Below are 23,961 nucleotides of genomic sequence, written 5' to 3'. Positions count from 1 at the left end.
ATCGTGTTCTCCTCCTATTGCGCGCTTTGCGGCAGATCGTCGGTTATGTCGTAGTAATCGCCCTTGTCGGCGACAAAGATATGCCGGGCGAGGTGCAGGCCGGTCGGTGCCTCAAGCGCCCCCATCGCCACCGAAATCGTGTCTTCGTCATCGTGTTGCCAGAACAGGAATGCGCCACAGGTGCCGCAAAATCCGCGCCTTGCGCTGTCGCTGGCGCGATACCAGCGCAAGCTGTCCTGCGCGGCCAGCGAGAGGTCCGCCTGCTGCACCACCGCCGAAGCCCAGACATGGCCCGATTGTTTGCGGCATTGGCCACAATGGCAGACGCTCGGCGGTTGAATCGGCCCGTTGATCTCAAAGGCGACACCGCCACAGTTGCAGGATCCCTTGCGCATATCGTTACCTCCCGGCTTGCGGCGTGGTGCTGATGCCCAGCAGAACGCCATAGACGATGAAACAGACCGCCATCACCCGGCGCACCCAGACATTGAACACCGCCCCGAGCGCAGCGCGGCCAAGCACCGCCCCCAGAACGGTAAAACCCGTGTAGCTGAGCGCGGTGATCGTCAACGCGGTCGGGATGATGACGATCATCTGCTGCCAGATCGGCACGTCGGGCTGAACGAATTGCGAGAAGGCGGCCAGATAACCCGCAACGCTTTTGGGATTGATCGTGGCAATCGCCAGCGCGTGCAGATAGACGTGCCGGGAAGGCCGCTGATCGGCGTTCACCGGCAGACCGGCGCGCAGCCAGCCACGGACGCCAAGCCAGATCAGGAAACCCGCGCCGGTCAGCTTGGCAATCAGGAATCCCGTGGGCGACGTCGCGATCAGGGCGGTGACGCCCAAAGCGGACAGGACCAGAAACAGGCTCGCCTGGGTGAGGATCGCCAGCACCCCGATCATCGCACGGCGAAACGGCAGGTTCATACCATTGGTGATGCAGTTGACCGCATTGGGACCGGGCGTGGTCACGAACACCACCCAGAACAGCGCAAATATAGTCCAGGCCTGAAAGCTCATGGCGTCAATACACCGGCGGCGCGATCACCCAGATCGCAACGGCGGGCTCATCATACGGGTTGATCCATTCGAACGGTTCGCCACGGATGCGGAAACTGTCGCCCGGGTTCACCGTGAAACCCTGCCCCGAAATGACGAGGTCCAGCTTGCCCGAGATGACATAACCCACCTCCTGCGTCGCGCGCACGACGACCTCGCCAATGCGCGAATGCGGCTTGAAGGTCGAGTGCACCATTTCGAAATCATCGGTCAGATCAGGCGACAGGAGCTCTTCGACCAGCCCCGCCGCGCCCGAACCGATGGTGCGCCGCGCCCCTGCGCGCACGACATAACCGGCTTCCGCTGCCGGGGCCGGTGCATGACCGAACAACATCGAGACCGGTACGTCCAGAGACGCCGCGATGTGGCGCAGATCGGTGATCGACGGTTCGGACAGGTCGCGCTCGACCTGCGACAGCCAGCCCACCGAACGTCCCAGCGACTCCGCAAGCTCGGCGAGCGTGATGCCCCGCGCCTTGCGCAGCGCCCGCAGATCGGCTCCAAGACTCTGTGGATGAAGGGTGTCGGTCTGAAGCATCGGCCTGCCGTGAAAAAATGATCGTGTTTTTCACGGTGCGTCGAGCGGATGAAAAAATCAACCATAATTTCACGCCAAAGCGTGAATAGTCCCTATCCCGCGAACACCGAGGTCAGAATCCTGCCCAATTCCGTGGCATCCTGCTGCGTGAAGGCGTCGGGCCGGTCGCTGTCTATGTCGAATACCCCGATCAGCCTTCCGTCGCCGGCGCGCACGGGAATCACCAGTTCCGAGCGCGTTGACGTTGCACAGGCGATATGGCCGGGAAATGCCTCGACATCGGGCACCAACTGAGTCTCGCCCGTGCGCGCTGCCGCCCCACAGACGCCCCGGGAAAACGGGATCACGAGACAGCCATGCCCACCCTGATAGGGACCGATCTTGAGCAGTTCCGGTGCCACAACCCGATAAAAACCCGTCCAGTCAAAGCGATCATCCGCATGATGCACCTCGCAGGCCACGGTCGCCATAAGCGCGATTTCGTCGGTTTCCCCGCGTGTCAGCGAGTCGATTGTCGTTGCGAGCGCGTTGTAATCCAGTGCCATGGCCATTCGATTTCCCATCAATGCTTTGGCCCGATGCAACAACAGCACGGCATGTTGTCAACCCGGGCCCGCACCAATGGACGCGCAAATTTCGCGCAAATGCCATGCGGACGCTGTTGCATGGCGCGCGGGATGGTATAGCTGCGCGCATGGCAAAGACAGCAACCAGGAAAAAACCGAAAAGCAAAAGTCAGGGGCGCATGCGCGCGGGCCTTGGGCAACTGCGGACGCGCCCGCTGGCGGTTCTGCGCAGTCTGGTGCTGCGTGCGGCGCTGGTTGTGATCGCCGTGATTCTGTTCCTCGTCGTGCTGTTTGCCTTTGTGAATCCGCCGACGACACAAACCATGTGGAGCGAAGGACGCAGGCTCGGTCAACCGGTCCGGCAGAACTGGGTTCCGATCGAAGACATTGCGCCGGTGATGGCCCGCTCGGCCGTGGCAGCGGAAGACGCCAATTTCTGCCTGCACTGGGGGTTCGACGTGGCCGCGATCCGCGCCGCGATTTCCGAAGGCAGCACGCGCGGGGGATCGACCATTACGCAACAGGTGGTCAAGAACGTCTTCCTCTGGCAGGATCGTAATTGGCTGCGCAAGGCGCTCGAAGCGGCGATTACCCCCGCCGTCGAAGCGATCTGGTCCAAGAAACGCATTCTCGAAGTCTATCTGAACATCGCAGAGATGGACGAAGGCGTGTTTGGCGTTGGAGCCGCTGCAGCACATTATTTCAACGTCGATCCCGCCAAGCTCACCGCGACCCAGTCCGCACGGCTGGCGGCGGTGCTGCCCTCGCCCAAGACCCGGTCCGCGGGCAAGCCTTCCGCAGGTCTGCGCCGCCGCGCCGCGCAGATCGCCGACGGTGCGGCAACCATCCGCGCCGATGGCCGGGTCCGGTGTTTCGAGTAAGGCCAAGCGACGCGCACGGGCGCCGGCCAGTTGCACGAGCCGATTTGTGCCAACCCTGTGGCCCCTGACGACACAGGCGCGCGTGAAGGATTGAAAATCCCGCACGGGCGGGGCATTGAGATGCGACATATCCCCATCACCCGGATCATCATGGCTCGCCTCTTTCACGTTCCCCTTTCCCCGTTTTGCCGCAAGGTCAGGCTCTCGCTGGCCGAAAAGAAGATCGAAGTCGAACTGGTAGAAGAACGGTATTGGGAAGCAGATGCCGACTTTCTGCGCCGCAACCCTGCCGCAAAGGTGCCGGTTCTCAAGCTCGACGGGCGGATGATGGCCGAAAGTACGGCGATCTGCGAGTATCTCGAGGAAACGCGCCCGGAACCGGCGCTGCTGCCGACATCGCCCGAAGACCGCTATGAGGTCCGCCGGCTCGTGGGATGGTTCGATGACAAGTTTCACCACGAAGTGACATCGAAACTGCTCTATGAGCGCATCAACAAGAAGGTCACGGGGCAAGGCTATCCGGACAGCCGCAATGTCAAGGCCGGGGCAAAGGCGATCAAGTACCACCTGGATTACATGGCATGGTTGCTGGATCATCGTCGCTGGCTGGCGGGGAATGTGATGACGCTGGCGGATTTTGCGGCAGCCGCACATCTGTCGGCGCTGGATTACATTTCCGACGTGGACTGGAACCGGTCCTCGGTCGTCAAGGACTGGTACGCCAAGATCAAATCCCGTCCGGCGTTTCGATCGATCCTGGTCGATCAGGTTCCCGGCTTTCGACCGCCGCCGCATTATGCAGATCTGGATTTCTGATCTCTGGAGGTGGCGCGGGGACGCTGCCTGTGTGGTGCCCTAGGCGCTCAAGATTGCGTGGCCATTGGCACTTTGGCAAACTATCGCGGTGATCGGGTGCGCGTTTTGCGTTTGTCGGAGCTTACCACCATCGACAATCTCACCGGAGAAACGGTTGTCACGGTCTGGCAGCGGGCGAGTGATCGCCACGCCTTTGCCCTGACGCTCGCGCGGCGCACCCTGGCGATCATGGGCGCGCTGATGGCGGTCTTGGCCGTTGTCGTCTGGTTCGGCGTCCAGCTTGGCTTGCGCCGCTTGCGCGGATTGCAGGATGCCATCGAGCAGCGGTCGCCAGACGATCTCAGTCGCATCAAACGGCCGGTGCAATCTGAGGTCTCAGGGATCGTGGAAACGCTGAACGGTCTGTTGAAACAGGTGGAAGACAGCATTCAGGCCCATCAGGCTTTTATCTCGGACGCCGCGCACCAGTTGCGCAATCCGACGGCGGCCATGCTTTCGCTGGCGGAAACCCTGCCCGATGTTCAAGAACCCGAGCAGCGGCTGGTACGTGAACAGGAACTGATCGCATCTGCGCGCGCAACAGCCCGGTTGGCGGAAAGTCTGCTTTCGCTCGAACGCTTGCGCTATGACGGCCTCAGGACACCCGAACTCATCGAATTGAACCAAGTCGCGGAACGGGTCTGTTCAGATGTTGGGCCCGAGATCCTGTCGCGAAACATCGATTTCGAATTCGACGCCACGCCCGAAAGGCTGCCCGTGATCGGCGACGCCGTGCTCCTCGGAGAGGCGATGACAAACCTGATCGACAACGCATTGCGGCACGGAGGCCCGCACCTGTCGCGCATCAGCGTGCGAACGCGCCGCGATGACCGGGCCGCTCACCTTATCATCGAAGACGATGGATGCGGATTGCCATTGAACAAGGTCGAGCTCGCCTTTCGACGCTTCAGCCAGCTTGAATCCGGAGAAGGCAGCGGGCTGGGCCTGTCGATCGTGGAAGAGATCCTGAAAAGTCACGGCGGCTGCGTAAGGGTGAACGCCGTCGAGCAGGGAACATCCATATTGCTGGGCATTCCTCTGGCGCTGACGAATGAAAACGCGGCGGCACCGAATCGCATTGCGTAAATCGGACCAGGGCCAAAGGGACCAATTTCATCGCCCACCACGCGATGCGCTTTTTTTAGATGTCGGGATATGGGGGGCATATCGCCCCCCGGCCCCCTTACGCTCAGAGACGTTCGATCGCCAGCGCGATACCCTGGCCGCCACCGATACACATGGTGATCAGCCCCTTGGACCCGCCGGTCCGTTCGAGTTCGTAAAGCGTCTTGATGGTGATGATTGCCCCCGTTGCACCGACCGGATGACCCAACGCGATTGCCCCGCCATTGGGGTTCACCCTCGCTGCATCGAGTCCGAGTTCCTTGTTGACGGCCAGCGCCTGCGCGGCGAACGCCTCGTTGCTCTCGATCACATCGAAATCGTCCACGCTCAGTCCGGTACGCTTGAGCAGGTTTTGCACCGCCGGCACCGGCCCGATCCCCATGACCTCGGGGCGCACGCCCGCATGCGCATATCCGAGAATGCGCGCCTTGGGCTTCAGCCCCGCCTTCTCTGCCGCATCGGCCGTCGCCAGTACGATCGCGGCGGCACCGTCGTTGATACCGCTGGCATTCCCGGCAGTGACGCTGCCATCCTTCTTGAACACGGCCCGCAATCCAGCAAGCGCCTCGATCGTGGTGGTCTTGGGGTGCTCGTCCACCTTGAAATCAACCGTATCGCGGCGGACCTTGACCTGAACCGGGACAATCTGGCTCTCAAACAGCCCTTCTTCGATGGCCTTGGCGGCGCGCTGCTGGCTCAAGAGCGCGAATTCGTCCTGCGCTTCGCGGCTGACCTGATGTTCTGCGGCGACGTTCTCGGCAGTGACCCCCATATGTCCGGTTCCGAACGGACAATTCAGCGCGCCCAGCATCATGTCGAGTGTCTTGATGTCACCCATCTTGGCGCCCCAACGCTGCTGGGGCACGATGTAGGGGCTGCGCGACATGCTCTCGGCACCGCCCGCAAGAGCAAATTCCGCGTCGCCCAGCATCAGCGATTGCACGGCGGATACGATGGCCTGCGCACCAGACCCACAAAGCCGGTTGACGTTCATTGCCGGCGTTCCCTCGGACACACCGGCCTGCATCGCGGCAACGCGCGACAAATACATGTCGCGAGGTTCGGTGTTGATCACGTGACCAAACACGACATTGCCGATCTGTGCCGCCTCGACACCCGACCGTTCCAGCGCGGCTTCGCTGGCGACCGTGGCCAGATCGATGGGTGCCGTGCTGGCAAGCGCGCCGCCAAAGGTTCCGATGGCGGTACGTGCACCGTCCAGAATTACGATATCAGTCATTACAGGTCCTCTCCTATGGCCAATGTCCCGATTGCGGTACGGCACCAATATTCTGCCGAAGTTGCGACTCCCGGGATGACAATCACGTATGTTTGGTACACCGACATTGATCTGCTGCAATGCGGCATAGCGCTGGCAAGCATCCAAAACCCTTTGAACCGTATTGACAAGTGTCACCCTACGTCGGAATGAATCCGCCATGACGGAAAAAATGGACGATATCCTGACGTTGTTGCCGGCGCGGCTGAAAGAAGCGCGCCGGGAGCAGGGCCTGTCGCTTGAAGCAGTGTCAAACCTGTCGGGTGTGTCACGCTCCATGGTCAGCCAGATCGAACGTGGCGAAAGCAGCCCGACCATCGCCACGTTGTGGAACCTGACGCGCGCCCTGCAGGTTGATTTTGCGGGGCTCCTGGATGCCGACCCTGCCAGTGACCGGATCGACCTGCTGCGCGCCGACGACGTTCCCAGCATCGAAAATATGGGCCAGGGATGCCGCATCCGTATCCTGTCGCCCCCCGAAGAGGCCGGTGGACACGAAGTCTATGACATCACGTTCAAACCCGACGGGGCCTTGCGCAGCCAGCCGCACGCGCGCGGCGCGCGTGAACAACTGACCGTGCTGGAGGGCGCGGTGCGGGTCACGTCGGGCAACGCCTCAAGCATGTTGCATACCGGAGATACCGGCCGCTATGCGGCGGATATCGAACATGCCATCGTCGCCGAGAGCGGCGCGGCGCGGGTGTTCCTTATCGTCAAGAACGCCTGAGCCGGGCACCCGCGCCCTCACTCCGCCCCGCGCGCTTGCTCCGGATTGTCTTCACCCAGTTTCGGGGCAGGCCGATGCAGCGCCAGTTCCGCGTCGGAAAAGCGGAACGGCGCGCGAATGCCCGGTATGCCGTCAAGCTCGATCTGCATTCCGCGGGCCACGACTTGCGGATCCGCCAGGACCTCTTGCAGATCGTTGATCGGGCCGGCCGGAATGCCCTGCGCTTCGCACCCCGCCAGCAGGTCCGCCTTGGTCCAGCCGGCCGTGGCCCCGTTGAGACGGGCAATCATCACCCGGCGATTGGCCAGCCGGTCCTTGTTGCGCAGAAATTCCGGCGCCTCGGCCATGTCATCCAGTCCGAGCAGGCGGCAGAGGCGCTGGTATTGCGCATCGTTCCCCGTGGCGATGATGATATGACCGTCGGCACAGTCAAAGGCCTGATAAGGGGTCAGGTTGACATGGCCGTTGCCCATACGCTGTGGTGCCTTGCCGGTCGTCAGATAGTTCAGCGCCTGATTGGCCGTCACCGCCACCGCGACATCCAGCAGCGCCATGTCGATATGCTGTCCCCGTCCCGTGCGCCCGCGTTGATGAAGGGCCGCGAGAATCGCGGTCGTTGCATAAACACCGGTAAAGATATCGGTGATCGCGACGCCGGACTTTTGCGGCTGGCCATCGGGCTCACCGGTGATCGACATCAGACCGGACATGCCCTGGATGATGAAATCGTACCCGGCGCGATGCGCGTAGGGTCCGGTCTGTCCAAACCCGGTGACCGAGCAATAGATCAGGCGCGGGTTAACAGCGGACAGGCTGTCGAAATCCAGGCCGTATTTCTTCAGACCGCCAACCTTGAAGTTTTCGATGAAGATATCCGCATCCCGGATCAACTCGCGCAGACGCGCCTGCCCGTCCGGTGTCGAAAAATCGACGGTGACAGAGGCCTTACCACGATTGGTCGAATGAAAATAGGCGGCGCTTTCATCGTTGCCGCGCGTGACAAAGGGAGGCCCCCAGGCCCGCGTATCATCGCCGGCGGGCGACTCGACCTTGATAACATCCGCGCCCAGATCCGACAGGGTCTGACCCGCCCAGGGGCCCGCCAGTATGCGGGCCAGTTCAACGACCTTCAATCCGGCCAGCGGCGCTGTCATTGCTTGGCAAGCTCCGCTTCGAACAGCTTTTCGAACTCAGCATAGCTCTGGTTCGCGACCTTTTCTCCGTTGATCACGAAAGACGGTGTGCCGGTCACCTCATCTTCGGTCGCGTTCTGCTGGTACCATGCGACAAGGGTCTGCGCCTTTTCACCATCTTGCAGGCAGGCGTCGAGCGCGGCCTCATCGATCCCCGCCAGGCGGCCGATCTTGCGGAATTCGCCCACGATCTCCTGCGCGCCGCCCATCTTGGACCATTCCGGCTGGCCCTTGTAGATCAGATCGGAAATGCCAAAGAACTTTTCCGCACCGCCACAGCGGGCCACCATCGATGCCCAGAGACCGAATTTGTCGAAATAGACCTCGCGGTAGATCAACCTGACCTTGCCGGTATCGATATAGTTCTTCTTGATCTCCTGATACGCACCCTGATGAAAGTCGGCGCAGTGCGGACAGGTATAGGACGCATATTCGATCATCGTGATCGGCGCGTCTTCGGCACCCTGTACCATTTCGACGATCGTCGAGATATCGACCTCGGCGGCATCCTGTGCATTGGCCGCTCCGATAAAGGTCTGGGATGTCAACGGGGCGCGCTCGTCAGCGAAAAATGCGGCACCGACAGCCAGAACGGCCGCCGCGCCAAAAATCGCGAAATGTCGGGTCATGAGAACCTCTTCATTGATGTTTGGATTTGCTTAGAACGTTGCGCCCAAGTCTTTCAAGGGCCTGGCGCAAATCGTCGTTTTCAATCGGGCTGGCAGCCTGGGAGGCGCTGGCCAGGATTTCTGGGGCCAGTGTCGGCTCACTGGCAGGTTTGGGGGTCTGGAACAGTGCCTGGCCCTCGGCAAAACCGGTTGCGGCGGTCTGGGTAATCCGCACGCGGCTGATCGCGTTATAGCCGTAAACCGCATTCACCTTGGTGCGCAGGGCTTCTTTCTGCATTTCCAGCATAGGCGCCTGCGCACCGGTGGTCAGCAAGGTCAACGTCGCGCCGAACCCGCCACGCCCATATGTGACATTAACCGGGCGCGCGATGCTGGCCACGTCCGGGCCGGCAATTTCAGCCCAATGTGTCAACAGCCGCGATACGGCAAATCCCCGGCTCTCGCCGGCCTTGCGAATCCGGTCGCTGAGCACGCTGGCGGTTCGCTTGAACCCTCGGGTTGTGGATTTCCGTTCTGCCATGACTGGTTTCCGCTTCGGTTGCGCCTATTGTAAAGCCCGCACAGGCAGGTGCCAGCGAAACCGGAGGCCATCGGCATAAAGAATGCGTGACGACGAAACCACTGCACCCGGTCCGACCGCGGGGATCGCGGACAGCCTGCTGGACTGGTATGACCGGCACGCCCGGGTTTTGCCCTGGAGAGTGCCCCCGGGCGACACGCGCGCGCCCGATCCTTACCGCGTCTGGCTGTCGGAAGTGATGCTGCAACAGACCACGGTTGCCGCGGTCAAGGACTATTTCCACCGTTTCACCGAACGCTGGCCCACGGTCAGCGATCTTGCGGCGGCAGAGGATGGCGCGGTGATGGGGGAATGGGCCGGCCTGGGGTATTACGCCCGCGCACGGAACCTGCTGAAATGCGCGCGCGTCGTCACCGCCGATCATGGCGGGCGATTCCCCGACACCCATGACGCGCTGCTGTCGCTGCCCGGAATTGGCCCCTACACGGCCGCCGCGATTTCCGCGATTGCGTTCGGTCGCCCCGAAACAGTGATGGATGGGAATGTCGAACGGGTCATGGCGCGCCTGTACGATATTCACGCGCCGCTGCCCGGTGCCAAACCCGAACTGCGCGCGCACGCTGCCGCGCTGACACCCGGCGAGCGACCGGGTGATTATGCCCAGGCGGTGATGGATCTGGGCGCAACGATCTGCACGCCGAAATCACCGGCTTGCGGCATCTGCCCGGTCTACGCGCCCTGTGCCGCGCGACGGAAAGGCACCGCCAATCTGCTTCCACGCAAATCCCCCAAAAAGGCGAAACCCACCCGCTACGGCATCATCTATCTGGTGCGCCGGACGGATGGCGCCTGGTTGCTGGAACGTCGGCCCGACAAGGGATTGCTGGGCGGGATGCTTGGCTGGCCCGGATCCGACTGGGCCGCGACCCCGGCAGAGACGCCGCCGCTCGATGCCGAGTGGGATACGCTGCCCGCACAGGTGCGCCATACCTTCACCCACTTCCATCTCATTCTTACGGTTCGCACCACGGTCGCCGCCATCGACGCACGGCCCGCAACGGGAAGTTTCGTTACCTCCGCCGATTTCCGGCCCTCGGATCTACCCACAGTGATGCGCAAGGCTTTTGACCTCTGGCGCGGTGCGTGACACAGATAACCGATGGCTTCGGCAGCATGGACAGACCGATGATCTCAAATGCAACGCTCAGGAAATGGCAGACTGCGATCCCTTTCTGGATATCCTTCGCGCTGGTTCCGATCGCCTGGATCAGCGCGATCTGGGGCGGCTGGACCGTGCTGCTGTTGCCGCTTGTCACCTGGTATGCATTCGCCGGGCTGGACGGGCTCGTCGGCCTGGATCTTGAAAACGCGGATCCCGACACGCCTGACGCGGATCTGGCGTGGTACAAGGCCCTGACCATCCTTTGGGTGCCGGTGCAATTCCTGACCGTGTTCGGCCTGATCTGGTACGTGCACGGTGCCGATCACCTGTCGCTGCCGGAAAAGCTCATGGTGTTCTTCGGGGTTGGCGTGATCACGGGCACCATCGGCATCAATTACGGTCACGAACTGATGCACCAGCGCAGCCGCGCCGAGCGGATGCTCGCCGACATCCTGCTGGCGATGGTGCTCTACTCGCACTTCCGCTCGGAACATCTGCTGGTCCATCATCGCTATGTCGGCACGCCGCGCGACCCGGTCACGGCGCGCTATAACGAGGGCTTCCACCGCTTTTATCCGCGCGTTCTGAAGCAAAGCCTGATCTCTTCATTCCGGGCGGAGCGCGACAAGCTGGCCCGCAGGGATCTGCCCTGGACCCACCGGTCCAACCCCTTCTTCAGATACTGGGCGTTGCAGGCCGCAATGCTTCTCCTGGCCTTCCTGCTTGGGGGGTGGGGCGGGATCGGTCTTTTCCTGATGCAGGCCGGTGTCGCGATCTGGCAACTGGAACTGGTGAACTATGTCGAACATTACGGGCTGACCCGAAAACACCTGGGCAACGGAAAATACGAACATGTGCAACCCCGGCATTCCTGGAATGCGGCACAGAAGGCCTCGAACCGGCTGCTCATCAACCTGCAACGCCATTCCGACCACCATTACAAACCCGACCGCCGGTTTCCCCTGCTCCAGAATTACGGCACGTCACAGGCTCCGCAACTGCCTTACGGCTATCCCGTCATGACCATCGCGGCGATGATACCGCCCCTGTGGCGGCGCGTCATGAACCCGCGCGTCAGACGCTGGCGAGAGACCTATTACCCCGAAATCAACGACTGGCGCGCCTATAACAAGGGCGTCAATCCACTGCCACGATAGGCACCAACGCTTCCTTAACGCTTCTGCGGCGGGTTGGGCACGCAACATTTGGGGACCATTGACACGCAATGCCGTAGCCTACCGGCGACGCCTCCGTGCTGTCTGATCGCCAAAGATTGCACGCGCTTTTCCGTTGCACACCGGTCATCATAGCGACGGATTTGCCGTCGCCTTTCATGCGGTACAAGGCAAGGCGGGCGGGAGTATGCCATGTGGTCGCAAAGGGCGAAATCGCGCCCGTGCTGATTCGCGATATTCTGGACATGAGCGGGGCCTGCGGCTGAGTTCCACAACTGCCACCGAAACAATCCGCCCTGAAAGATCGAATTGGCCGTCCACCGACTCAGGGTGATCCGAAGCGCCCGACGCACCTGTTGCGTCCCGGTATCGGACCAGAACAGCTCAATTTTTTCGTCAAAAGGGGCGACGGACCCGATTTTGCCCGATCATCTGCACCGGCAAGCGCCAACCCTTGCCGGAGCGTCATGGATATGCGCCCCGAAAATCAATAAATCCTTACTTTTTCAACAGCAGTGCAGTAGGCTCTAAGCGTAGTTGCCAGTGAACATGCCAGAGACCGATGCCCACATCATATACAGATCAGTTCTGGACGCTTGATCCCTTCTCTCCACCGCCCGCCGGCACGTTGCTGACTGTCAGTGAATACACCATCACCGATCAGAACGACGATGACTTTCTGACCGGCTTTGGTACCGACAGCATCAACGGCATCGACATTACCCAGACCTATCTGGGCGACACGGTAACCGTAACGATTGGCGGCACCAACACCACGATCGTCGGCGCGACCTTCTATCTTGCAAATGGAACCGTGGTCTTTACACCGACCGACGGGACGGTCCTGCGAGATGCCGTCATCGTCACGGGCAACGGGGTTCCGAACCAGTCGCCGATCCCGACGGCCAGCCTGGGGCCGCCCTGTTTCACGCAGGATACCATGATCGCGACACCTTATGGAGAGTGCATGGTCCAGGATCTGCAGGCGGGCGACACCGTGCTTGACAGCGATGGCGTGGCGATGGTTCTGCGTTCATCGATGAGCAGAAAGATAAGCGGGCAGGAATTGCGCGCCTGTCCCAAGCTGCGCCCCGTGCGGATCTGCGCCGGCGCCCTGGGCAATGGCTTGCCGCGGCGTGACCTGCTGGTGTCGCGACAGCATCGCATGCTCGTGGCATCAAGAATCGTCGAACGCATGTTTTCCGCGAGCGAGGTATTGGTCCCCGCGATCAAGCTGACCGCCCTGCCCGGCATTTTTGTCGATCACAGCGTCGAGACCGTCGAGTATTTCCATCTGCTCTTTGACCGGCATGCGGTGATCCTCGCAGAATCGGCACCGACCGAAAGCCTCTATCTCGGGCACGAGACACTCAGATCGGTTTCGGTAGAAACACAGCAGGAAATCTATGCGATCTTTCCCCATCTGAAGGATGCCGAAACCGATCCGCTTCCGGCTCGCCCGATCCCGTCGAGCAAGCGGCAGAGGAAACTGGTCGAGCGACATGCAGCCAACCGAAAGCCACTTTTACAGGGCGAAATGGCGCTCCACTGACACGGCGCGCTATTCTGCGGCCAGCGGCATCCTGTCCTGACCGATGGCCGTGATTTCCGCCACCACCCCGCGCATGACGGTCCTGAATGCTTCGAAATCGGCATGCGGGCGTATGCGCCGTTCATCCATGTAGAGTTTCCGGTCAATCTCGATCTGCACGGCATGTTGGCGGCGTGACGGCCTGCCATAGGCTTGTGCGACATAGGCACCGGCAAACGGAGCATTGCGCGCGACACGCAGTCCGGCGGCGGCAAAGGCCGCTTCGATCCTGTCGACGATTTCCCCGTCCGCGGCCGCGCCGAACCGATCCCCCAGCACGATGTCGGGCGCACGTCCGCGGGTCCGGACGGCCCCGTCCATGGCCTCGTGAGGCATGGAGTGGCAATCCACCAGAATCGCCTGGCCAAAGGTCAGATGCGCGGATTCAAGCAACCGTTGCACCGCATCGTGGTAGGGACGCCAGTAGCGATCGATCCGCGAGCGCACCTCGCCCATTGTCAGCTTTCTTGCATAAATGGCACGCCCGTTGGACACCACACGTGGAATGACCCCCAGCCCCGAAGCCACACGCGGGTTCTGTCCGCGCCGCACCGCGCCCTGGATGAGCGCGGGATCAAGCTCATCCGGACTGCGGTTCAGGTCGACATAGGCGCGGGGCACCCCGGCAACGAGCAGCGGAACGCCGAACTCGGGCGCCGAATCAATGAGTTCATGGACAAAAGCATCTTCCGACGACCGAATCGTGTGCGGGTCGAGAATACTCTGGTTCAAGAATTCGGCCGGATATGTGCGAGCACTATGGGGGGACGCAAAAACCACGCTGGAAAGGCGTTGTTTCGGTTCGGTCAGGTGAAAGGGCGGGTAGTCCATCGCGTCTCCTCGTTCTCTTCAACATAAACAGGAAAACTCTCTTGCCAAAAGCCCTTGATCACGCTGACGACTCCTTTTATAGACCCCGCTACCGGCGCGGGTTTCCGCGCCCCATTTTATTGGGGCAGACGATGCGCAGGTATTCATGGGCGCTTAGCTCAGCGGTAGAGCACTTCGTTGACATCGAAGGGGTCACAAGTTCGAACCTTGTAGTGCCCACCATGAATTCACTGTTTCGGAGCGATCCGAGGCACCCGTAACACCGGCGCTGGCCCGCGCCACAGGAACAGGAGATAGGCCATGAAGGTCAAGAACTCGCTCCGCTCGCTCAAGAACCGGCATCGCGATTGCCGGATCGTGCGTCGCAAAGGCCGCGTGTATGTGATCAACAAGACACAGCGCCGGTTCAAAGCCCGCCAAGGCTAAGCCGAGCATCGCACAGGAAACCAAAACTGGTTTTCAGGCACATGAGATACCTCAAACCCGGTCCCGTGACCGGGTTTGTTTCGTTTGGGCCTCCGATCCCCCGTCGACCTCCACGGCGTGAAACCGGACCGCCTGCGTGCCGGCGAATGCCCGGATAGGCCCCGAGCGTCCCATGCCGTCGTGGCGAACAGACAACCAATGCAAATCCCGGTGCCTGTAACTTCCGGGGCAGAAACGACACCAAAGATCGCACGTGCGTCGGCAATTTCATCTGGTATTTGAGAATTATGGAAATCGTCGTTGTCACCACAGTCATCGCCGCGCTCTTTCTCGTGATCGGCGCTGCCGAACCGCTCGCAGAGCGGTTGCGCCTGCCGTATAGCGTGATTCTCGCCGTGCTCGGCGTGTTGATCGGCGCCGGCGCGATTTTCTTCCTGCAGACCGATCTGACCGACGCGCTGAACCCGGTGGCCGAAGCGATCCTTGGCCTGCCTATCCGATCGAACGTTTTCCTGTATGTGTTTCTGCCGACCCTGCTGTTTCAGGCCACTCTGGGCATGAACCTGCGCCGGATGCTCGACGATTGGGTGCCGATCCTGGTGCTCGCGGTGGTGGCGGTAGTCGTTGCGACGCTGAGTGTCGGATATGCCCTGTCCTGGGCGAGCACGTTGCCGCTTGCCGCGTGCTTGCTGATCGGCGCCATCGTGTCGACCACCGACCCGTCGGCGGTGGTTTCGATATTCCGCTCAATATCGGCGCCGAGACGACTTGTCCGGATCATCGAGGGCGAAAGCCTGTTGAACGACGCCGCAGCCATTGCGTTGTTCGGCCTGTTCATGGGGTTCGTCATGCTCGGCATCCCGGATCCCGACCTCGGCACGGCGCTTGCACGCTTTCCGATGTTGATCATCGGCGGCGCCGCAACCGGCTGGATCGCGGCCCGTCTCGCGGTCTGGATCATGGCTCTCTTCCGCCGACATGAACTGGCGCAGGCCTCGATTTCCGTCGCGCTGCCCTACCTTGCCTACATCATCGCCGAGCAGATCATCGGAGCCTCCGGCGTGATCGCCGTGGTCGCTGCCGGGTTGACGATGAACCTGACGGCACCGGGCCGGTTGCCGCCACAAGCCTGGACCAAGCTGCGCGAACTCTGGGATGTGCTCGCGCATTGGGCCGGCGCGCTGATCTTTATTCTTGCCGCGCTGCTGATCCCTCGGCTTCTCGAAGATGTCGTGATCGGGGATTTCCTGCTCATCATCGTGGTGATCATCGCGGCTGTCGCCGCCCGGGCGATCATATTGTTCGGGCTGCTCCCGCTCTTGACGCTGTGCAAACTGTCGCCCGCCGTCGATCGCCCCTACCGCGTCGCGATCCTGTGGGGCGGTCTGCGCGGAGCGGTGACACTGGCGTTGGCGCTTGCCGTGACCGAGAGTTTTCGCGTGCCCGACGGGATCCAGCGCGTTGTCGGCATTCTCGCAACCGGCTTCACGCTTTTTACCCTGCTCGCCCAGGGTACCACCTTGCGTTGGGTAATCGGTCGGCTTGGTCTCGACCGCCTGTCGCCAATCGACGAGGCGCTTTCGAAACAGGTGGTCGCCGTTGCGTTGCAGACGGTGCGCGAAGATGTGGCCAGCACGACCGAAAACTATGACCTGAACCACGACACCATACGGTCAGAGGCAAAGAACTTTGCCGAGCGCCTCGATGCGGCGGTGAAAATGGCCGAGGAAAGCGCCGATATTCTCGATCGCGACCGGATCACACTTGGCCTGATCGCGCTTGCCGGTCTTGAGCGCGACACCATTCTGTTTCGCGTACGCGAGCGGACGATTTCGGCACGAATGGCCGAACAGGTCCTGTCGGTCGCGGACCGGCTGATGGAAGGCGCCCGAACCCAGGGGCGCAGCGGTTATCAACGCGCCGCGCGCCGCAGCTCCGCCTATGGTCCGGCATTTCGCGTCGCCGTCCTTCTGCATCGCCGATTTGGGATCTCGCGAATGCTCGCCCGGATCACCGCCGACCGGTTCGAACTCCTGCTGTCGCAACGGCTTATCCTTCGCGATCTGGGCAGCTTTATCGACGGGCGAATCCGCCGAATTCATGGGCGGCGTGTCGCAGAATTGCTGCATGAATTACTGTCGCGCCGGATCGAGAACGTGGAAACCGCGCTCGAAGGGCTGCGGCTGCAATATCCCGGCTACGCCGAGAAACTGGAACGCCGTTTCATACGCAGAACGGCGCTTCGCCTTGAAGAACGCGAATATACGGTGATGCGTGAAGACGGGCTGATCGGCTCCGAAGTCTACACCTCGCTCATGCAGGATCTCAACGCCCGCCGGGCTGCCGCCGAGATCCGCCCGCACCTTGATATCGCATTGCAAAAAGCAGCCCTTGTCCGACAATTCCCGCTCTTTGCGAGCCTCGACGACAAGGCGCTGAGACGTCTGGGGCGTGTTCTGGAAACCCGGTATGTCGATGCAGATGAGGTCGTGCTGCGCAAGGACGCCGCCGCCAGACGCGTGTTCTTCATCTCGTCGGGCGCGGTCGAACTGGAAACCGCCGGGCAGACCTGGCGGCTCGGGCGCGGCGAGATGTTTGGGCAAATGGCGATCCTGATGCAGAAATTGCCGCGCGCCGAAGTCCGTGCCATCGCACCGACAACGCTTCTGGTGCTGGACGAAGACCGCTTTCGCCGACTGCTCGGCCGCAGCAAGGCCCTTCGCAAAGCCGTTCGCGAGAGCGCCGAAAAGCGCGGCATCGAACCGTCACGGCTTTTCCCCGCGACTGCAGACGGCAGTTAATCGCTCCGGAGCCCGCCACCCTGCCCCGGCTCAGTATTTCGTCGTCATCCGATGCCCGGGACGGAAATACAGCCGAACGAAGGTAATGGCCCGTGTTTCCCACCACGTCGAGCGTTCGATCGTGAAGAGCGGTTGCCCTGCCGAACATCCCAGATATTCTGCGAGCCTGTCATCGGCGATCGATGCCGAAAAGCTGATCTCTGCATTCGAGAACGGTATGGTGGCAACCAGCCATTCATTCGGCCCGGTCGCCGTAAAATCGGCGTTTTCGGCCGCCGGCAGAACGTCAAGGTTGATCCAACGATCCTCGTATTGATAGGGCGCACCATCAGCGTAATGCATGCAGGTCAGGTGGATTGCCCGCGTGTCCGGCTCAAGTGACAATTGCGCCCTGAGCCAGTCGGGCGCGCGTTCGACCTTGCGACTGACAAGGGCGTAACGGTACTCCGAGTTGCCGCGTTCGATCTCGTCCCGCACCACGGGAATATCAAAACGCGCCTGCCGGATCGGGGCGCTGCGCACCCGCGTGCCGGCCTTGCGCCGACGCTCGACAATTCCGTCATCCGCCAGTTCACGCATCGCGCGGTTGACCGTCGCACGCGCACAACCGTAGGTCTCGGCCAGATCGACTTCGTTTGGCAACAGCGTCCCCGGTGCCCACTCGCCCAGCGTAATTTTGGCAAGAATGTCAGATTTGACATCTTTGAACGTCGTTCCCATGCGCGGCAGGCCCTGAATAAAACGCAAACATAATAGTTCCAAGTACAGTGTATAAGAAACAAGCGTGCAAGTCGACGCAGCAGCCTCGGGCGGACAACGTTATACCGACGATGCTGCGCTGTCGTACGGGGGGACAACATCCGCCAATCCGAGATCAGGCAGGTCGCGCAGAGTTTGCAGATCGAATGTCGATAAAAAGACCGGCGTCGTCACGAAGGTATGCGGGGCGCCGGGCCTCGGTGCGCGCGGCCCGGTTGCGATCAACTCGCGAAGCCGCAGGCGCGTCAGCAGATCACGGCTGATCTCCTTGCCAAAGATCTCAGCCAGCCCGGCGCGGTCGATCGGTTGATGATAGGCAATCGCGCAGAGGACGGCCATTTCCGTCTCGCTGAATTCAAGCATCCCGTCATCAAGATCGGCGGCTGCCCTGATCGCGTCGGCAAATTGTCTGCGGGTCCGCAACATCCACCGACCCGCAGTCTCGACCAGTTCGTAGGGACGATTGGACAACTCCGCCCTGACATCCGCGATCACAAGGTCAAGCGAAGCCTCTGCGCCGATGACCCGTGCAAGACTGTCACGGTCAACCGGAGACGCGCTGGCAAACAGCACCGCCTCGACGCGCGCCATCCACTCTCGCCAGCGCAATTCGGCGGGAAGATCTGCCAGTTCGCGGTCCAGCCCCTGATCCCGGCGTGGCGATTTCGCGCTCATGGGCCAATTCCGTAGAGCCGAAAGGTTGAACGCCCGGTCAGTTCCCGTGCCACCCCCAGTTCGACCAGACGACTGCAAAAGCGCCGGGCCGCACGATCCGTCATCGGGATGCTGGTACCGTGTATGCGCGGTGAAAGCATGGACGAGGGCGCAACCGCATCCTGCGTCAGAAACAGGTCGACCGCCGCCTGCGCCCCCTTGGTTCGCAGCTTTGGCGCAACGGTGGCCAGCGCCCGTGCCCGCGACGCCAGATCACGGGCCAGCAGCGCGGTCTCCTGAATCGCATCGAGCAGACGCGCCTGAACGGCGATTTCAGCGGCAGCACCCTCGGTGGTCAACGAACGCAATCCCGATCTCGTCACACGCTGCGCCGTCACCGGCAGAGGGCTCGTCCAGTTGAGCGACCGCGCCAGAACCACATCTGACAGGAAACAGGCCAGGCGTTCGGCCCGGTCATCCGCAGTCAGGACCAATTGCAGCATCCGGCTGCACCCACCCAGCGGCCCGCGAACGCGCGCCCGCTCCTGTGCATCCTCCAGCCACGCGTCGATCTGGGCGCCCTGATCCTGACCCGCGATATCCCTGATCCTGCCCTGCCAGTCCGGGCCATTCAATACAGGCCGCACAGAGGCGCGCCAGAAAGCCAGCAACTCGCCATCCGGTCCGCGCGCTTCACCCGGTGGCGTCAGGTGATAGGCGTCGCGAATATCGCCTTCACGCGCCAGTCGGCCTTCTAGCCTTGATATCGCCGTCGCAGCCCGCAGCGCCATGATATTCGCCAAAAGCCCGCGCGGCACGGCGACCACGGGATCGCCAAGCGCCGCATCCAGCATCGCAAGGCGCGCGCCCGATGCAAAGGCAATGCTTTCGGCGGTCGGCGGCTTGGCCAGGCGCACCCATGCGGGAGTGCTGGGAAACCCGGGGGCCTCGGCGCCTATCTTGCTCTTCTGCGTCATGAGCAGGAGTGTAAACCGCCCCGCCGGACTTGACCATAAACGACAGGCGATCGAACGCCTGTTCCAGCGGGTCGCGCATCGCTTATGGGCCGATCATGAAACAGGTGACGTTGCGCGCCTTGAGACGACGGCAGGCGAGGTCGGCGGTTTCGCGGGTCATACCGACGAAATTCGCATCGAAACCGGAAGATGTCTGGTTCACCTTGCGCAACGTACCGTCAAGCGTGGCCATCTCTGCAAGTGCGGTGCGAAGCAGTACCTTTTCCGCCTGGTAGCGGCTGCCATAGCGACCGACATTGATACCCCAATACTGTCCCCCGGACGTCGACAAGCGGGTCACGACCTCGGGCTCCTCGGGTTCTGGCGGAGCGCTCGGCTTGGCCAGCGCCACGGTCAATTCGGCAGGGCGGACGGCGGGTCTTGGCACCGACATGTCTGTCGAGGTCAGCTTGGCGTTGGAGACTTCGACCTTCGGTGCCTCCCTGGCTGCGGAAGCAACGCTTTGCGCGGCTGCCGCGATCGCGGCGTCGACGCTGGCCTGCACCTTCTCGTCGGTCTCGGTGACGGCGGCGGTCACGATGGTTTCCGCCACTTCCCGCGAGGGGTTTGGCCGCACGCGCGGCCTCAGGCTCTTCTGGATGGATGCGACAACCCTAACGGTCTTGGCTGCGGGTTCCCCGCCCGATGCGACGTTTCCCGAATAGGGCGGAAGCGCGGGCTTGCGCAGTGCCACGCGAGATGGTGCCCGCCGAAAGCCAAGGTCAAGCAGTTCCGCCACCTGGGCATTGCGGGATGCTGTGGATTTTCCGCCAAACACGGTCGCGATGACGCGCTCGTTGCGACGTTGTGCGGAGGCAACGAGATTGAACCCGGCGGCCCGGGTGTAGCCCGTCTTGATTCCATCCGCACCCTTGTAAGATTGCAGGAGACGACGGTTTGTGTGGCTCACCGTCTTGATTCCCGCATCCGCCGTCTGGCGCGAGAACAGATTGTAATACTGCGGATAGTCGTAAATCACGTGCCGGCCCAGAATCGTCATGTCGCGTGCCGTCGACAGGTGCCCGCTCTCAGTCAGACCATGTGCGTTCTTGAACGTCGTGCGCGACATTCCCATCGCCTTGGCAGTGCGGTTCATGCGCCGTGCAAACGCTGCTTCGCTGCCACTGATCGCTTCGCCGATTGCCGTCGCCGCGTCGTTCGCCGACTTCACGGCCGCAGCCCGGATAAGGTAGCGCAGGGCAATTTTCTGCCCCGCCCGCAGACCCAGTTTGGACGGCGGTTCAGACGCTGCAAGTTTGGAGATCCGCACCTTCGTATCAAGTGTGATTTCACCGTTCCTGACCGCTTCGAACGCGATATAGAGTGTCATCATCTTGGTCAGCGACGCCGGGTGCAGGCGGGTGTCGGCGTTTCGCGAATGCAACACCTCGCCGCTGCGGGCATCCATGACGAAGGCCGCATAGGGGGCAGCCATTGCGCCAACGGGCACCAGCACCGACAACCAGAAAGCGAGTAAAATAGAATGGCCCCTCTGGGCCGGACGCCTACGCCGAACCTGCACGATCATTGCCTCTGTCTGCCTCGGGCCGCCGGTTTTCCGGCTGACACTTTCATTGTTGCGGATAGGCTAACACAGGAGTCGGCTAAAATAAACCCATTGGTTGCAACCGTTTATCGACGCGAACTCATCCGGATTCCGCTAGATGTAGTGGTCGACCGGCGCCTCGCAACTAAAAAGGCGATTCATGGAATGGTTACTGTTTTGCTAACCGATCTGCGCCACCAGCCAGGCGAGCCCCTCCAGATCGTCCAGCGACCGATAGCGCGGCGCATCTACCGGCGGTTCGGCATGCTCAATCTCCCATGCCAGACCATGCGGAACGTAAACGCCCCAGCCACCGGCGGCGATCATCGGCACCACGTCCGAGCGCATCGAGTTTCCGACCATGAGCCCGCGTTCGGCACCCTCGCCGTGACGCGCAAAGATCGCGGCATAGCTTTGTGCGGTTTTTTCCGACACGATTTCGACCCCGTCGAACAGATCGCCCAATCCGGACTGGGCCAGCTTGCGCTCCTGATCCAGCAAATCGCCCTTGGTGATGAGCAACACACGATGAGTTTCCGCAACCGACTCGACCGCTTCGCGGGCGAATGGCAGCAATTCGATCGGATGGGCCAGCATCTCCCGCCCCGCGTCCATCAGCCGTGCAATCACGCTGGCCGGCACCCGCTGGTCGGTCACCTCGATTGCGGTTTCGATCATCGACAGTACGAACCCCTTGATACCATAGCCATATTGCCCGATGTTGCGCTTCTCAGCTGCCAGAAGGCGCTCTGCCAGCTGAGCGGGGTCCGCATAATCGGCGAGCAGTTCCGCGAACTGTGCCTGTGTGTCGTGAAAAAAGCGCTCGTTGTGCCAAAGCGTATCGTCGGCATCAAAGGCGACAGTTGTCAGTGTTTTTGTGTAAACTGGGTTTGTCACTGGCTCTTTCCGAATCCCGCAGGAAGGTTATATAAGCCATGAACGTTGAGAGAAAATCGCGAAAACCGGACTGCCTTCTGCAATGACAAAAGTGCCTGAAACCTTGTCGGACAAGACGGATGACGATTCTGACACATCGGTCCTGCTAGAGACGCGCCCCAAGACCAAGCGCCCGCCGCTCTACAAGGTGCTTTTGCTGAATGACGATTATACTCCGATGGAGTTTGTCGTGCATGTACTGGAGCGGTTCTTTGGACTGACGCATGCCCAGGCATTCGAAATCATGCTGACAGTACACAAGAAGGGTGTTGCCGTGGTCGGCGTGTTCAGCCACGAAATCGCGGAAACCAAGGTGGGTCAGGTCATGGATTTCGCCCGCCGCCATCAGCATCCGTTGCAATGCACGATGGAAAAGGAAGACTAGGGTACATCCATGTCCGCCCGGCTGCCTCTGGCGATTGAAACAGGCGGACTCGTTCTGCCCGAAACAGGGGTGATATCGGTCCTGCATCCCGTTGCGTCGACGGATCTGACGGCGTTGCCCAGCGATCGGGTAGAGGTTGTTCAGCCGTTCAAGCCCGATTTCGATCATTTTCAGGAACTCGGCTATTCCTGTGTCGCCTCCGGCGACAGCCCGTGCTCTGTTGCGATGGTCATTCTGCCGCGTGCCAAGGCGCTTGCCCGCGCACTTATTGCCTCCGCGGCAGCGCGCAGCAGCGGCGTGGTTATCGTCGACGGCGCCAAGACCGACGGCATCGACAGTATGCTCAAGGACTGCCGCAAGAGGGTTGAGGTATCGGGATCGATCTCGAAAGCACATGGCAAGCTCTTCTGGTTCGTGGCCGCTCGCGACGCCTTTGCAGACTGGTCGGCGGCTGCCCAGCAGCTTGTCGATGGCTATGTAACTGCTCCGGGTGTGTTCTCAGCAGATGGAACAGACCCGGCCTCGGACCTCCTTGCGCGGGCGCTCCCCTGGGCGCTCGGAAAACATGTGGTCGATCTCGGGGCCGGCTGGGGCTACCTGGCGCGGCGCGTTCTGAAGGACACTGCCGTTCAGCGGCTCGATCTGGTCGAGGCCGACGCCATCGCGCTGGACTGCGCACGGCGGAACGTGACCGACCCGAGAGCCCGGTTTCACTGGGCGGACGCCACGCGCTGGAACCCAGAGCAGCGGGCGGACACGATTGTCACGAACCCGCCTTTTCACACCGGACGGGCGGCGGATCCGTCGCTGGGGCAGGCATTCGTTGCTGCGGCGGCACGCATGCTCGCGCCCTCCGGACACTTGTGGATGGTAGCCAACCGGCACCTGCCTTACGAGCGCAGGTTGGATGAGTCCTTTGCCAGGGTCGAGGATGTGGGCGGCGACAACCGATTCAAGATCTTTCACGCCACACGCCCCAGGGTGTCGGGCAAACCCGTGCCGACGCGCACGCGGCGCTGAGCCACACACTCCCCTGCACAAGGAGCAATCCAATGTCTTTTTCCATCGCCGGCAAGACCGCCATCGTCACCGGAGCCGCAAATGGCATCGGTCTCGCAATCGGACGGCAATTTGTCGAAAAGGGTGCGAATGTCATGTTCGCCGTGACCTGCCCCCCGCGAAATCCCTCATCATGATGTAGAGTCTGCCCAACCTTGAAGGAGCAGACGAATGCGAAAGAGCCGTTTTACCGAGGCGCAGATTATCGGGATGATCAAGGAGCAAGAGGCGGGCATGCCGACGGC

25 protein-coding genes, 1 tRNA gene and 1 pseudogene are annotated in these 23,961 nt (G+C 61.6%); 13 read left to right on the top strand and 14 right to left on the bottom strand.

The features are described from left to right. Positions 1-14: 14 nt before the first annotated feature. The 4 genes from AB9K34_RS21040 to AB9K34_RS21025 all read right to left on the bottom strand — a co-directional run bounded on the left by AB9K34_RS21040 (position 15) and on the right by AB9K34_RS21025 (position 2,145). The gene (locus AB9K34_RS21040) at positions 15-395 is read right to left on the bottom strand and encodes a GFA family protein (protein ID WP_369956528.1); all 381 of its coding nucleotides are present in this window, start codon (positions 393-395) and stop codon (positions 15-17) included. A gap of 4 nt (positions 396-399) precedes the next feature. After that, entirely contained in the window at positions 400-1,023 is a 624-nt protein-coding gene (locus AB9K34_RS21035) for a LysE family translocator (RefSeq protein WP_369956527.1), read from the bottom strand. Between the two features lie 4 nt (positions 1,024-1,027). Further along, positions 1,028-1,600 carry a helix-turn-helix domain-containing protein gene (locus AB9K34_RS21030; protein ID WP_369956526.1) on the bottom strand — a complete coding sequence of 191 codons (573 nt, stop codon included), beginning with the start codon at positions 1,598-1,600 and terminating at the stop codon, positions 1,028-1,030. Between the two features lie 92 nt (positions 1,601-1,692). Then, positions 1,693-2,145: a GAF domain-containing protein gene (locus AB9K34_RS21025; protein ID WP_369956586.1), complete on the bottom strand. Its 453-nt coding sequence runs from the start codon at positions 2,143-2,145 to the stop codon at positions 1,693-1,695. A 149-nt stretch (positions 2,146-2,294) separates the two neighbouring features. Between AB9K34_RS21025 and mtgA the strand changes: the two genes are divergently transcribed. The 3 genes from mtgA (at position 2,295) to AB9K34_RS21010 (ending at position 4,988) form a co-directional block, all read left to right on the top strand. Next, positions 2,295-3,047: a monofunctional biosynthetic peptidoglycan transglycosylase gene (gene mtgA, locus AB9K34_RS21020; RefSeq protein ID WP_369956525.1), complete on the top strand. Its 753-nt coding sequence runs from the start codon at positions 2,295-2,297 to the stop codon at positions 3,045-3,047. A gap of 150 nt (positions 3,048-3,197) precedes the next feature. Next, a complete protein-coding gene (locus AB9K34_RS21015; RefSeq protein ID WP_369956585.1) occupies positions 3,198-3,863 on the top strand; it encodes a glutathione S-transferase family protein in 666 nt (221 codons plus the stop codon). Positions 3,864-3,920: 57 nt separating this feature from the next. Beyond that, entirely contained in the window at positions 3,921-4,988 is a 1,068-nt protein-coding gene (locus AB9K34_RS21010) for a sensor histidine kinase (protein ID WP_369956523.1), read from the top strand. A gap of 103 nt (positions 4,989-5,091) precedes the next feature. Here the strand turns inward: AB9K34_RS21010 and AB9K34_RS21005 are convergent, their stop codons facing one another. Continuing rightward, entirely contained in the window at positions 5,092-6,267 is a 1,176-nt protein-coding gene (locus AB9K34_RS21005) for an acetyl-CoA C-acyltransferase family protein (RefSeq protein ID WP_369956522.1), read from the bottom strand. 199 nt (positions 6,268-6,466) lie between these two features. Here AB9K34_RS21005 and AB9K34_RS21000 point away from each other — a divergent pair, with 199 nt between their 5' ends. After that, positions 6,467-7,033: a helix-turn-helix domain-containing protein gene (locus tag AB9K34_RS21000; RefSeq protein ID WP_369956521.1), complete on the top strand. Its 567-nt coding sequence runs from the start codon at positions 6,467-6,469 to the stop codon at positions 7,031-7,033. A gap of 17 nt (positions 7,034-7,050) precedes the next feature. On the opposite strand, the gene AB9K34_RS20995 is transcribed toward AB9K34_RS21000, so the two are convergent. Genes AB9K34_RS20995 through AB9K34_RS20985 form a run of 3 tightly spaced genes read right to left on the bottom strand, consistent with a single transcriptional unit; the run spans position 7,051 to position 9,375 of the window. Continuing rightward, the gene (locus AB9K34_RS20995) at positions 7,051-8,187 is read right to left on the bottom strand and encodes a CaiB/BaiF CoA transferase family protein (protein WP_369956519.1); all 1,137 of its coding nucleotides are present in this window, start codon (positions 8,185-8,187) and stop codon (positions 7,051-7,053) included. After that, complete coding sequence (locus tag AB9K34_RS20990; RefSeq protein WP_369956518.1) at positions 8,184-8,855, bottom strand: DsbA family protein; 672 nt, start codon at positions 8,853-8,855, stop codon at positions 8,184-8,186. Before AB9K34_RS20990 ends, AB9K34_RS20995 begins: the two co-directional genes overlap by 4 nt. Before the next feature lie 10 nt (positions 8,856-8,865). Continuing rightward, on the bottom strand, positions 8,866-9,375 hold the full coding sequence (locus AB9K34_RS20985) for a DUF721 domain-containing protein (protein ID WP_369956517.1): 510 nt from the start codon (positions 9,373-9,375) through the stop codon (positions 8,866-8,868). Between the two features lie 82 nt (positions 9,376-9,457). Here AB9K34_RS20985 and mutY point away from each other — a divergent pair, with 82 nt between their 5' ends. The 3 genes from mutY (at position 9,458) to AB9K34_RS20970 (ending at position 13,264) form a co-directional block, all read left to right on the top strand. Further along, positions 9,458-10,522, top strand: coding sequence for an A/G-specific adenine glycosylase (gene mutY, locus AB9K34_RS20980; RefSeq protein ID WP_369956516.1), 1,065 nt, complete (start codon positions 9,458-9,460; stop codon positions 10,520-10,522). 38 nt (positions 10,523-10,560) lie between these two features. Further along, the gene (locus AB9K34_RS20975; RefSeq protein WP_369956584.1) at positions 10,561-11,694 is read left to right on the top strand and encodes an alkane 1-monooxygenase; all 1,134 of its coding nucleotides are present in this window, start codon (positions 10,561-10,563) and stop codon (positions 11,692-11,694) included. Between the two features lie 580 nt (positions 11,695-12,274). After that, positions 12,275-13,264, top strand: coding sequence for a Hint domain-containing protein (locus AB9K34_RS20970; RefSeq protein ID WP_369956515.1), 990 nt, complete (start codon positions 12,275-12,277; stop codon positions 13,262-13,264). Positions 13,265-13,273: 9 nt separating this feature from the next. On the opposite strand, the gene AB9K34_RS20965 is transcribed toward AB9K34_RS20970, so the two are convergent. Continuing rightward, positions 13,274-14,134 (bottom strand): N-formylglutamate amidohydrolase, encoded by an 861-nt coding sequence (locus tag AB9K34_RS20965; RefSeq protein ID WP_369956514.1) that lies wholly within the window; start codon positions 14,132-14,134, stop codon positions 13,274-13,276. 147 nt (positions 14,135-14,281) lie between these two features. Here AB9K34_RS20965 and AB9K34_RS20960 point away from each other — a divergent pair. The 3 genes from AB9K34_RS20960 to AB9K34_RS20950 all read left to right on the top strand — a co-directional run bounded on the left by AB9K34_RS20960 (position 14,282) and on the right by AB9K34_RS20950 (position 17,361). Next, positions 14,282-14,356 (top strand) — tRNA-Val (locus AB9K34_RS20960). Positions 14,357-14,434: 78 nt separating this feature from the next. Next, a complete protein-coding gene (gene ykgO / locus AB9K34_RS20955; protein ID WP_054004448.1) occupies positions 14,435-14,560 on the top strand; it encodes a type B 50S ribosomal protein L36 in 126 nt (41 codons plus the stop codon). Between the two features lie 287 nt (positions 14,561-14,847). Then, positions 14,848-17,361, top strand: a complete 2,514-nt coding sequence (locus tag AB9K34_RS20950; protein ID WP_369956513.1) for a cation:proton antiporter — start codon at positions 14,848-14,850, stop codon at positions 17,359-17,361. Between the two features lie 30 nt (positions 17,362-17,391). Here the strand turns inward: AB9K34_RS20950 and AB9K34_RS20945 are convergent, their stop codons facing one another. The 5 genes from AB9K34_RS20945 to AB9K34_RS20925 form a co-directional block, all read right to left on the bottom strand. Further along, complete coding sequence (locus AB9K34_RS20945) at positions 17,392-18,081, bottom strand: GntR family transcriptional regulator (protein ID WP_369956512.1); 690 nt, start codon at positions 18,079-18,081, stop codon at positions 17,392-17,394. A gap of 99 nt (positions 18,082-18,180) precedes the next feature. Further along, entirely contained in the window at positions 18,181-18,795 is a 615-nt protein-coding gene (locus AB9K34_RS20940) for an SMC-Scp complex subunit ScpB (RefSeq protein ID WP_369956511.1), read from the bottom strand. Further along, positions 18,792-19,751 (bottom strand): DUF1403 family protein, encoded by a 960-nt coding sequence (locus AB9K34_RS20935; protein WP_369956510.1) that lies wholly within the window; start codon positions 19,749-19,751, stop codon positions 18,792-18,794. The genes AB9K34_RS20940 and AB9K34_RS20935 overlap by 4 nt, the downstream gene beginning before the upstream one ends. An 82-nt stretch (positions 19,752-19,833) precedes the next feature. Continuing rightward, positions 19,834-21,318: a D-alanyl-D-alanine carboxypeptidase family protein gene (locus AB9K34_RS20930; protein WP_369956509.1), complete on the bottom strand. Its 1,485-nt coding sequence runs from the start codon at positions 21,316-21,318 to the stop codon at positions 19,834-19,836. Positions 21,319-21,516: 198 nt separating this feature from the next. Further along, positions 21,517-22,233, bottom strand: coding sequence for an HAD family hydrolase (locus AB9K34_RS20925; RefSeq protein ID WP_369956508.1), 717 nt, complete (start codon positions 22,231-22,233; stop codon positions 21,517-21,519). An 82-nt stretch (positions 22,234-22,315) separates the two neighbouring features. Here AB9K34_RS20925 and clpS point away from each other — a divergent pair, with 82 nt between their 5' ends. From clpS to AB9K34_RS20910, 3 genes and pseudogenes are all read left to right on the top strand, one after another. Then, on the top strand, positions 22,316-22,657 hold the full coding sequence (clpS, locus tag AB9K34_RS20920; protein WP_369956507.1) for an ATP-dependent Clp protease adapter ClpS: 342 nt from the start codon (positions 22,316-22,318) through the stop codon (positions 22,655-22,657). A gap of 9 nt (positions 22,658-22,666) precedes the next feature. After that, positions 22,667-23,677 (top strand): class I SAM-dependent methyltransferase, encoded by a 1,011-nt coding sequence (locus AB9K34_RS20915; protein ID WP_369956506.1) that lies wholly within the window; start codon positions 22,667-22,669, stop codon positions 23,675-23,677. A 32-nt stretch (positions 23,678-23,709) separates the two neighbouring features. Next, positions 23,710-23,820: pseudogene (locus AB9K34_RS20910) on the top strand (SDR family NAD(P)-dependent oxidoreductase); the annotation flags it as partial. Positions 23,821-23,961 lie beyond the last annotated feature (141 nt).

Source organism: Sedimentitalea sp. XS_ASV28, assembly GCF_041224545.1.
Taxonomy (GTDB): domain Bacteria; phylum Pseudomonadota; class Alphaproteobacteria; order Rhodobacterales; family Rhodobacteraceae; genus Sedimentitalea.
Note: the sequence above shows the minus strand (reverse complement) of the source record. Positions and strands in the feature narration are given on the sequence as shown.

Coding starts and splice junctions, on each gene's coding strand:
- AB9K34_RS21040 (WP_369956528.1), bottom strand. CDS start 395: ATGCGCAAGGGATCCTGCAACTGTGGCGGTGTCGCCTTTGAGATCAAC.
- AB9K34_RS21035 (WP_369956527.1), bottom strand. CDS start 1,023: ATGAGCTTTCAGGCCTGGACTATATTTGCGCTGTTCTGGGTGGTGTTC.
- AB9K34_RS21030 (WP_369956526.1), bottom strand. CDS start 1,600: ATGCTTCAGACCGACACCCTTCATCCACAGAGTCTTGGAGCCGATCTG.
- AB9K34_RS21025 (WP_369956586.1), bottom strand. CDS start 2,145: ATGGCACTGGATTACAACGCGCTCGCAACGACAATCGACTCGCTGACA.
- mtgA (WP_369956525.1), top strand. CDS start 2,295: ATGGCAAAGACAGCAACCAGGAAAAAACCGAAAAGCAAAAGTCAGGGG.
- AB9K34_RS21015 (WP_369956585.1), top strand. CDS start 3,198: ATGGCTCGCCTCTTTCACGTTCCCCTTTCCCCGTTTTGCCGCAAGGTC.
- AB9K34_RS21005 (WP_369956522.1), bottom strand. CDS start 6,267: ATGACTGATATCGTAATTCTGGACGGTGCACGTACCGCCATCGGAACC.
- AB9K34_RS21000 (WP_369956521.1), top strand. CDS start 6,467: ATGACGGAAAAAATGGACGATATCCTGACGTTGTTGCCGGCGCGGCTG.
- AB9K34_RS20995 (WP_369956519.1), bottom strand. CDS start 8,187: ATGACAGCGCCGCTGGCCGGATTGAAGGTCGTTGAACTGGCCCGCATA.
- AB9K34_RS20990 (WP_369956518.1), bottom strand. CDS start 8,855: ATGACCCGACATTTCGCGATTTTTGGCGCGGCGGCCGTTCTGGCTGTC.
- AB9K34_RS20985 (WP_369956517.1), bottom strand. CDS start 9,375: ATGGCAGAACGGAAATCCACAACCCGAGGGTTCAAGCGAACCGCCAGC.
- mutY (WP_369956516.1), top strand. CDS start 9,458: ATGCGTGACGACGAAACCACTGCACCCGGTCCGACCGCGGGGATCGCG.
- AB9K34_RS20975 (WP_369956584.1), top strand. CDS start 10,561: ATGATCTCAAATGCAACGCTCAGGAAATGGCAGACTGCGATCCCTTTC.
- AB9K34_RS20970 (WP_369956515.1), top strand. CDS start 12,275: ATGCCCACATCATATACAGATCAGTTCTGGACGCTTGATCCCTTCTCT.
- AB9K34_RS20965 (WP_369956514.1), bottom strand. CDS start 14,134: ATGGACTACCCGCCCTTTCACCTGACCGAACCGAAACAACGCCTTTCC.
- ykgO (WP_054004448.1), top strand. CDS start 14,435: ATGAAGGTCAAGAACTCGCTCCGCTCGCTCAAGAACCGGCATCGCGAT.
- AB9K34_RS20950 (WP_369956513.1), top strand. CDS start 14,848: ATGGAAATCGTCGTTGTCACCACAGTCATCGCCGCGCTCTTTCTCGTG.
- AB9K34_RS20945 (WP_369956512.1), bottom strand. CDS start 18,081: ATGGGAACGACGTTCAAAGATGTCAAATCTGACATTCTTGCCAAAATT.
- AB9K34_RS20940 (WP_369956511.1), bottom strand. CDS start 18,795: ATGAGCGCGAAATCGCCACGCCGGGATCAGGGGCTGGACCGCGAACTG.
- AB9K34_RS20935 (WP_369956510.1), bottom strand. CDS start 19,751: ATGACGCAGAAGAGCAAGATAGGCGCCGAGGCCCCCGGGTTTCCCAGC.
- AB9K34_RS20930 (WP_369956509.1), bottom strand. CDS start 21,318: ATGATCGTGCAGGTTCGGCGTAGGCGTCCGGCCCAGAGGGGCCATTCT.
- clpS (WP_369956507.1), top strand. CDS start 22,316: ATGACAAAAGTGCCTGAAACCTTGTCGGACAAGACGGATGACGATTCT.
- AB9K34_RS20915 (WP_369956506.1), top strand. CDS start 22,667: ATGTCCGCCCGGCTGCCTCTGGCGATTGAAACAGGCGGACTCGTTCTG.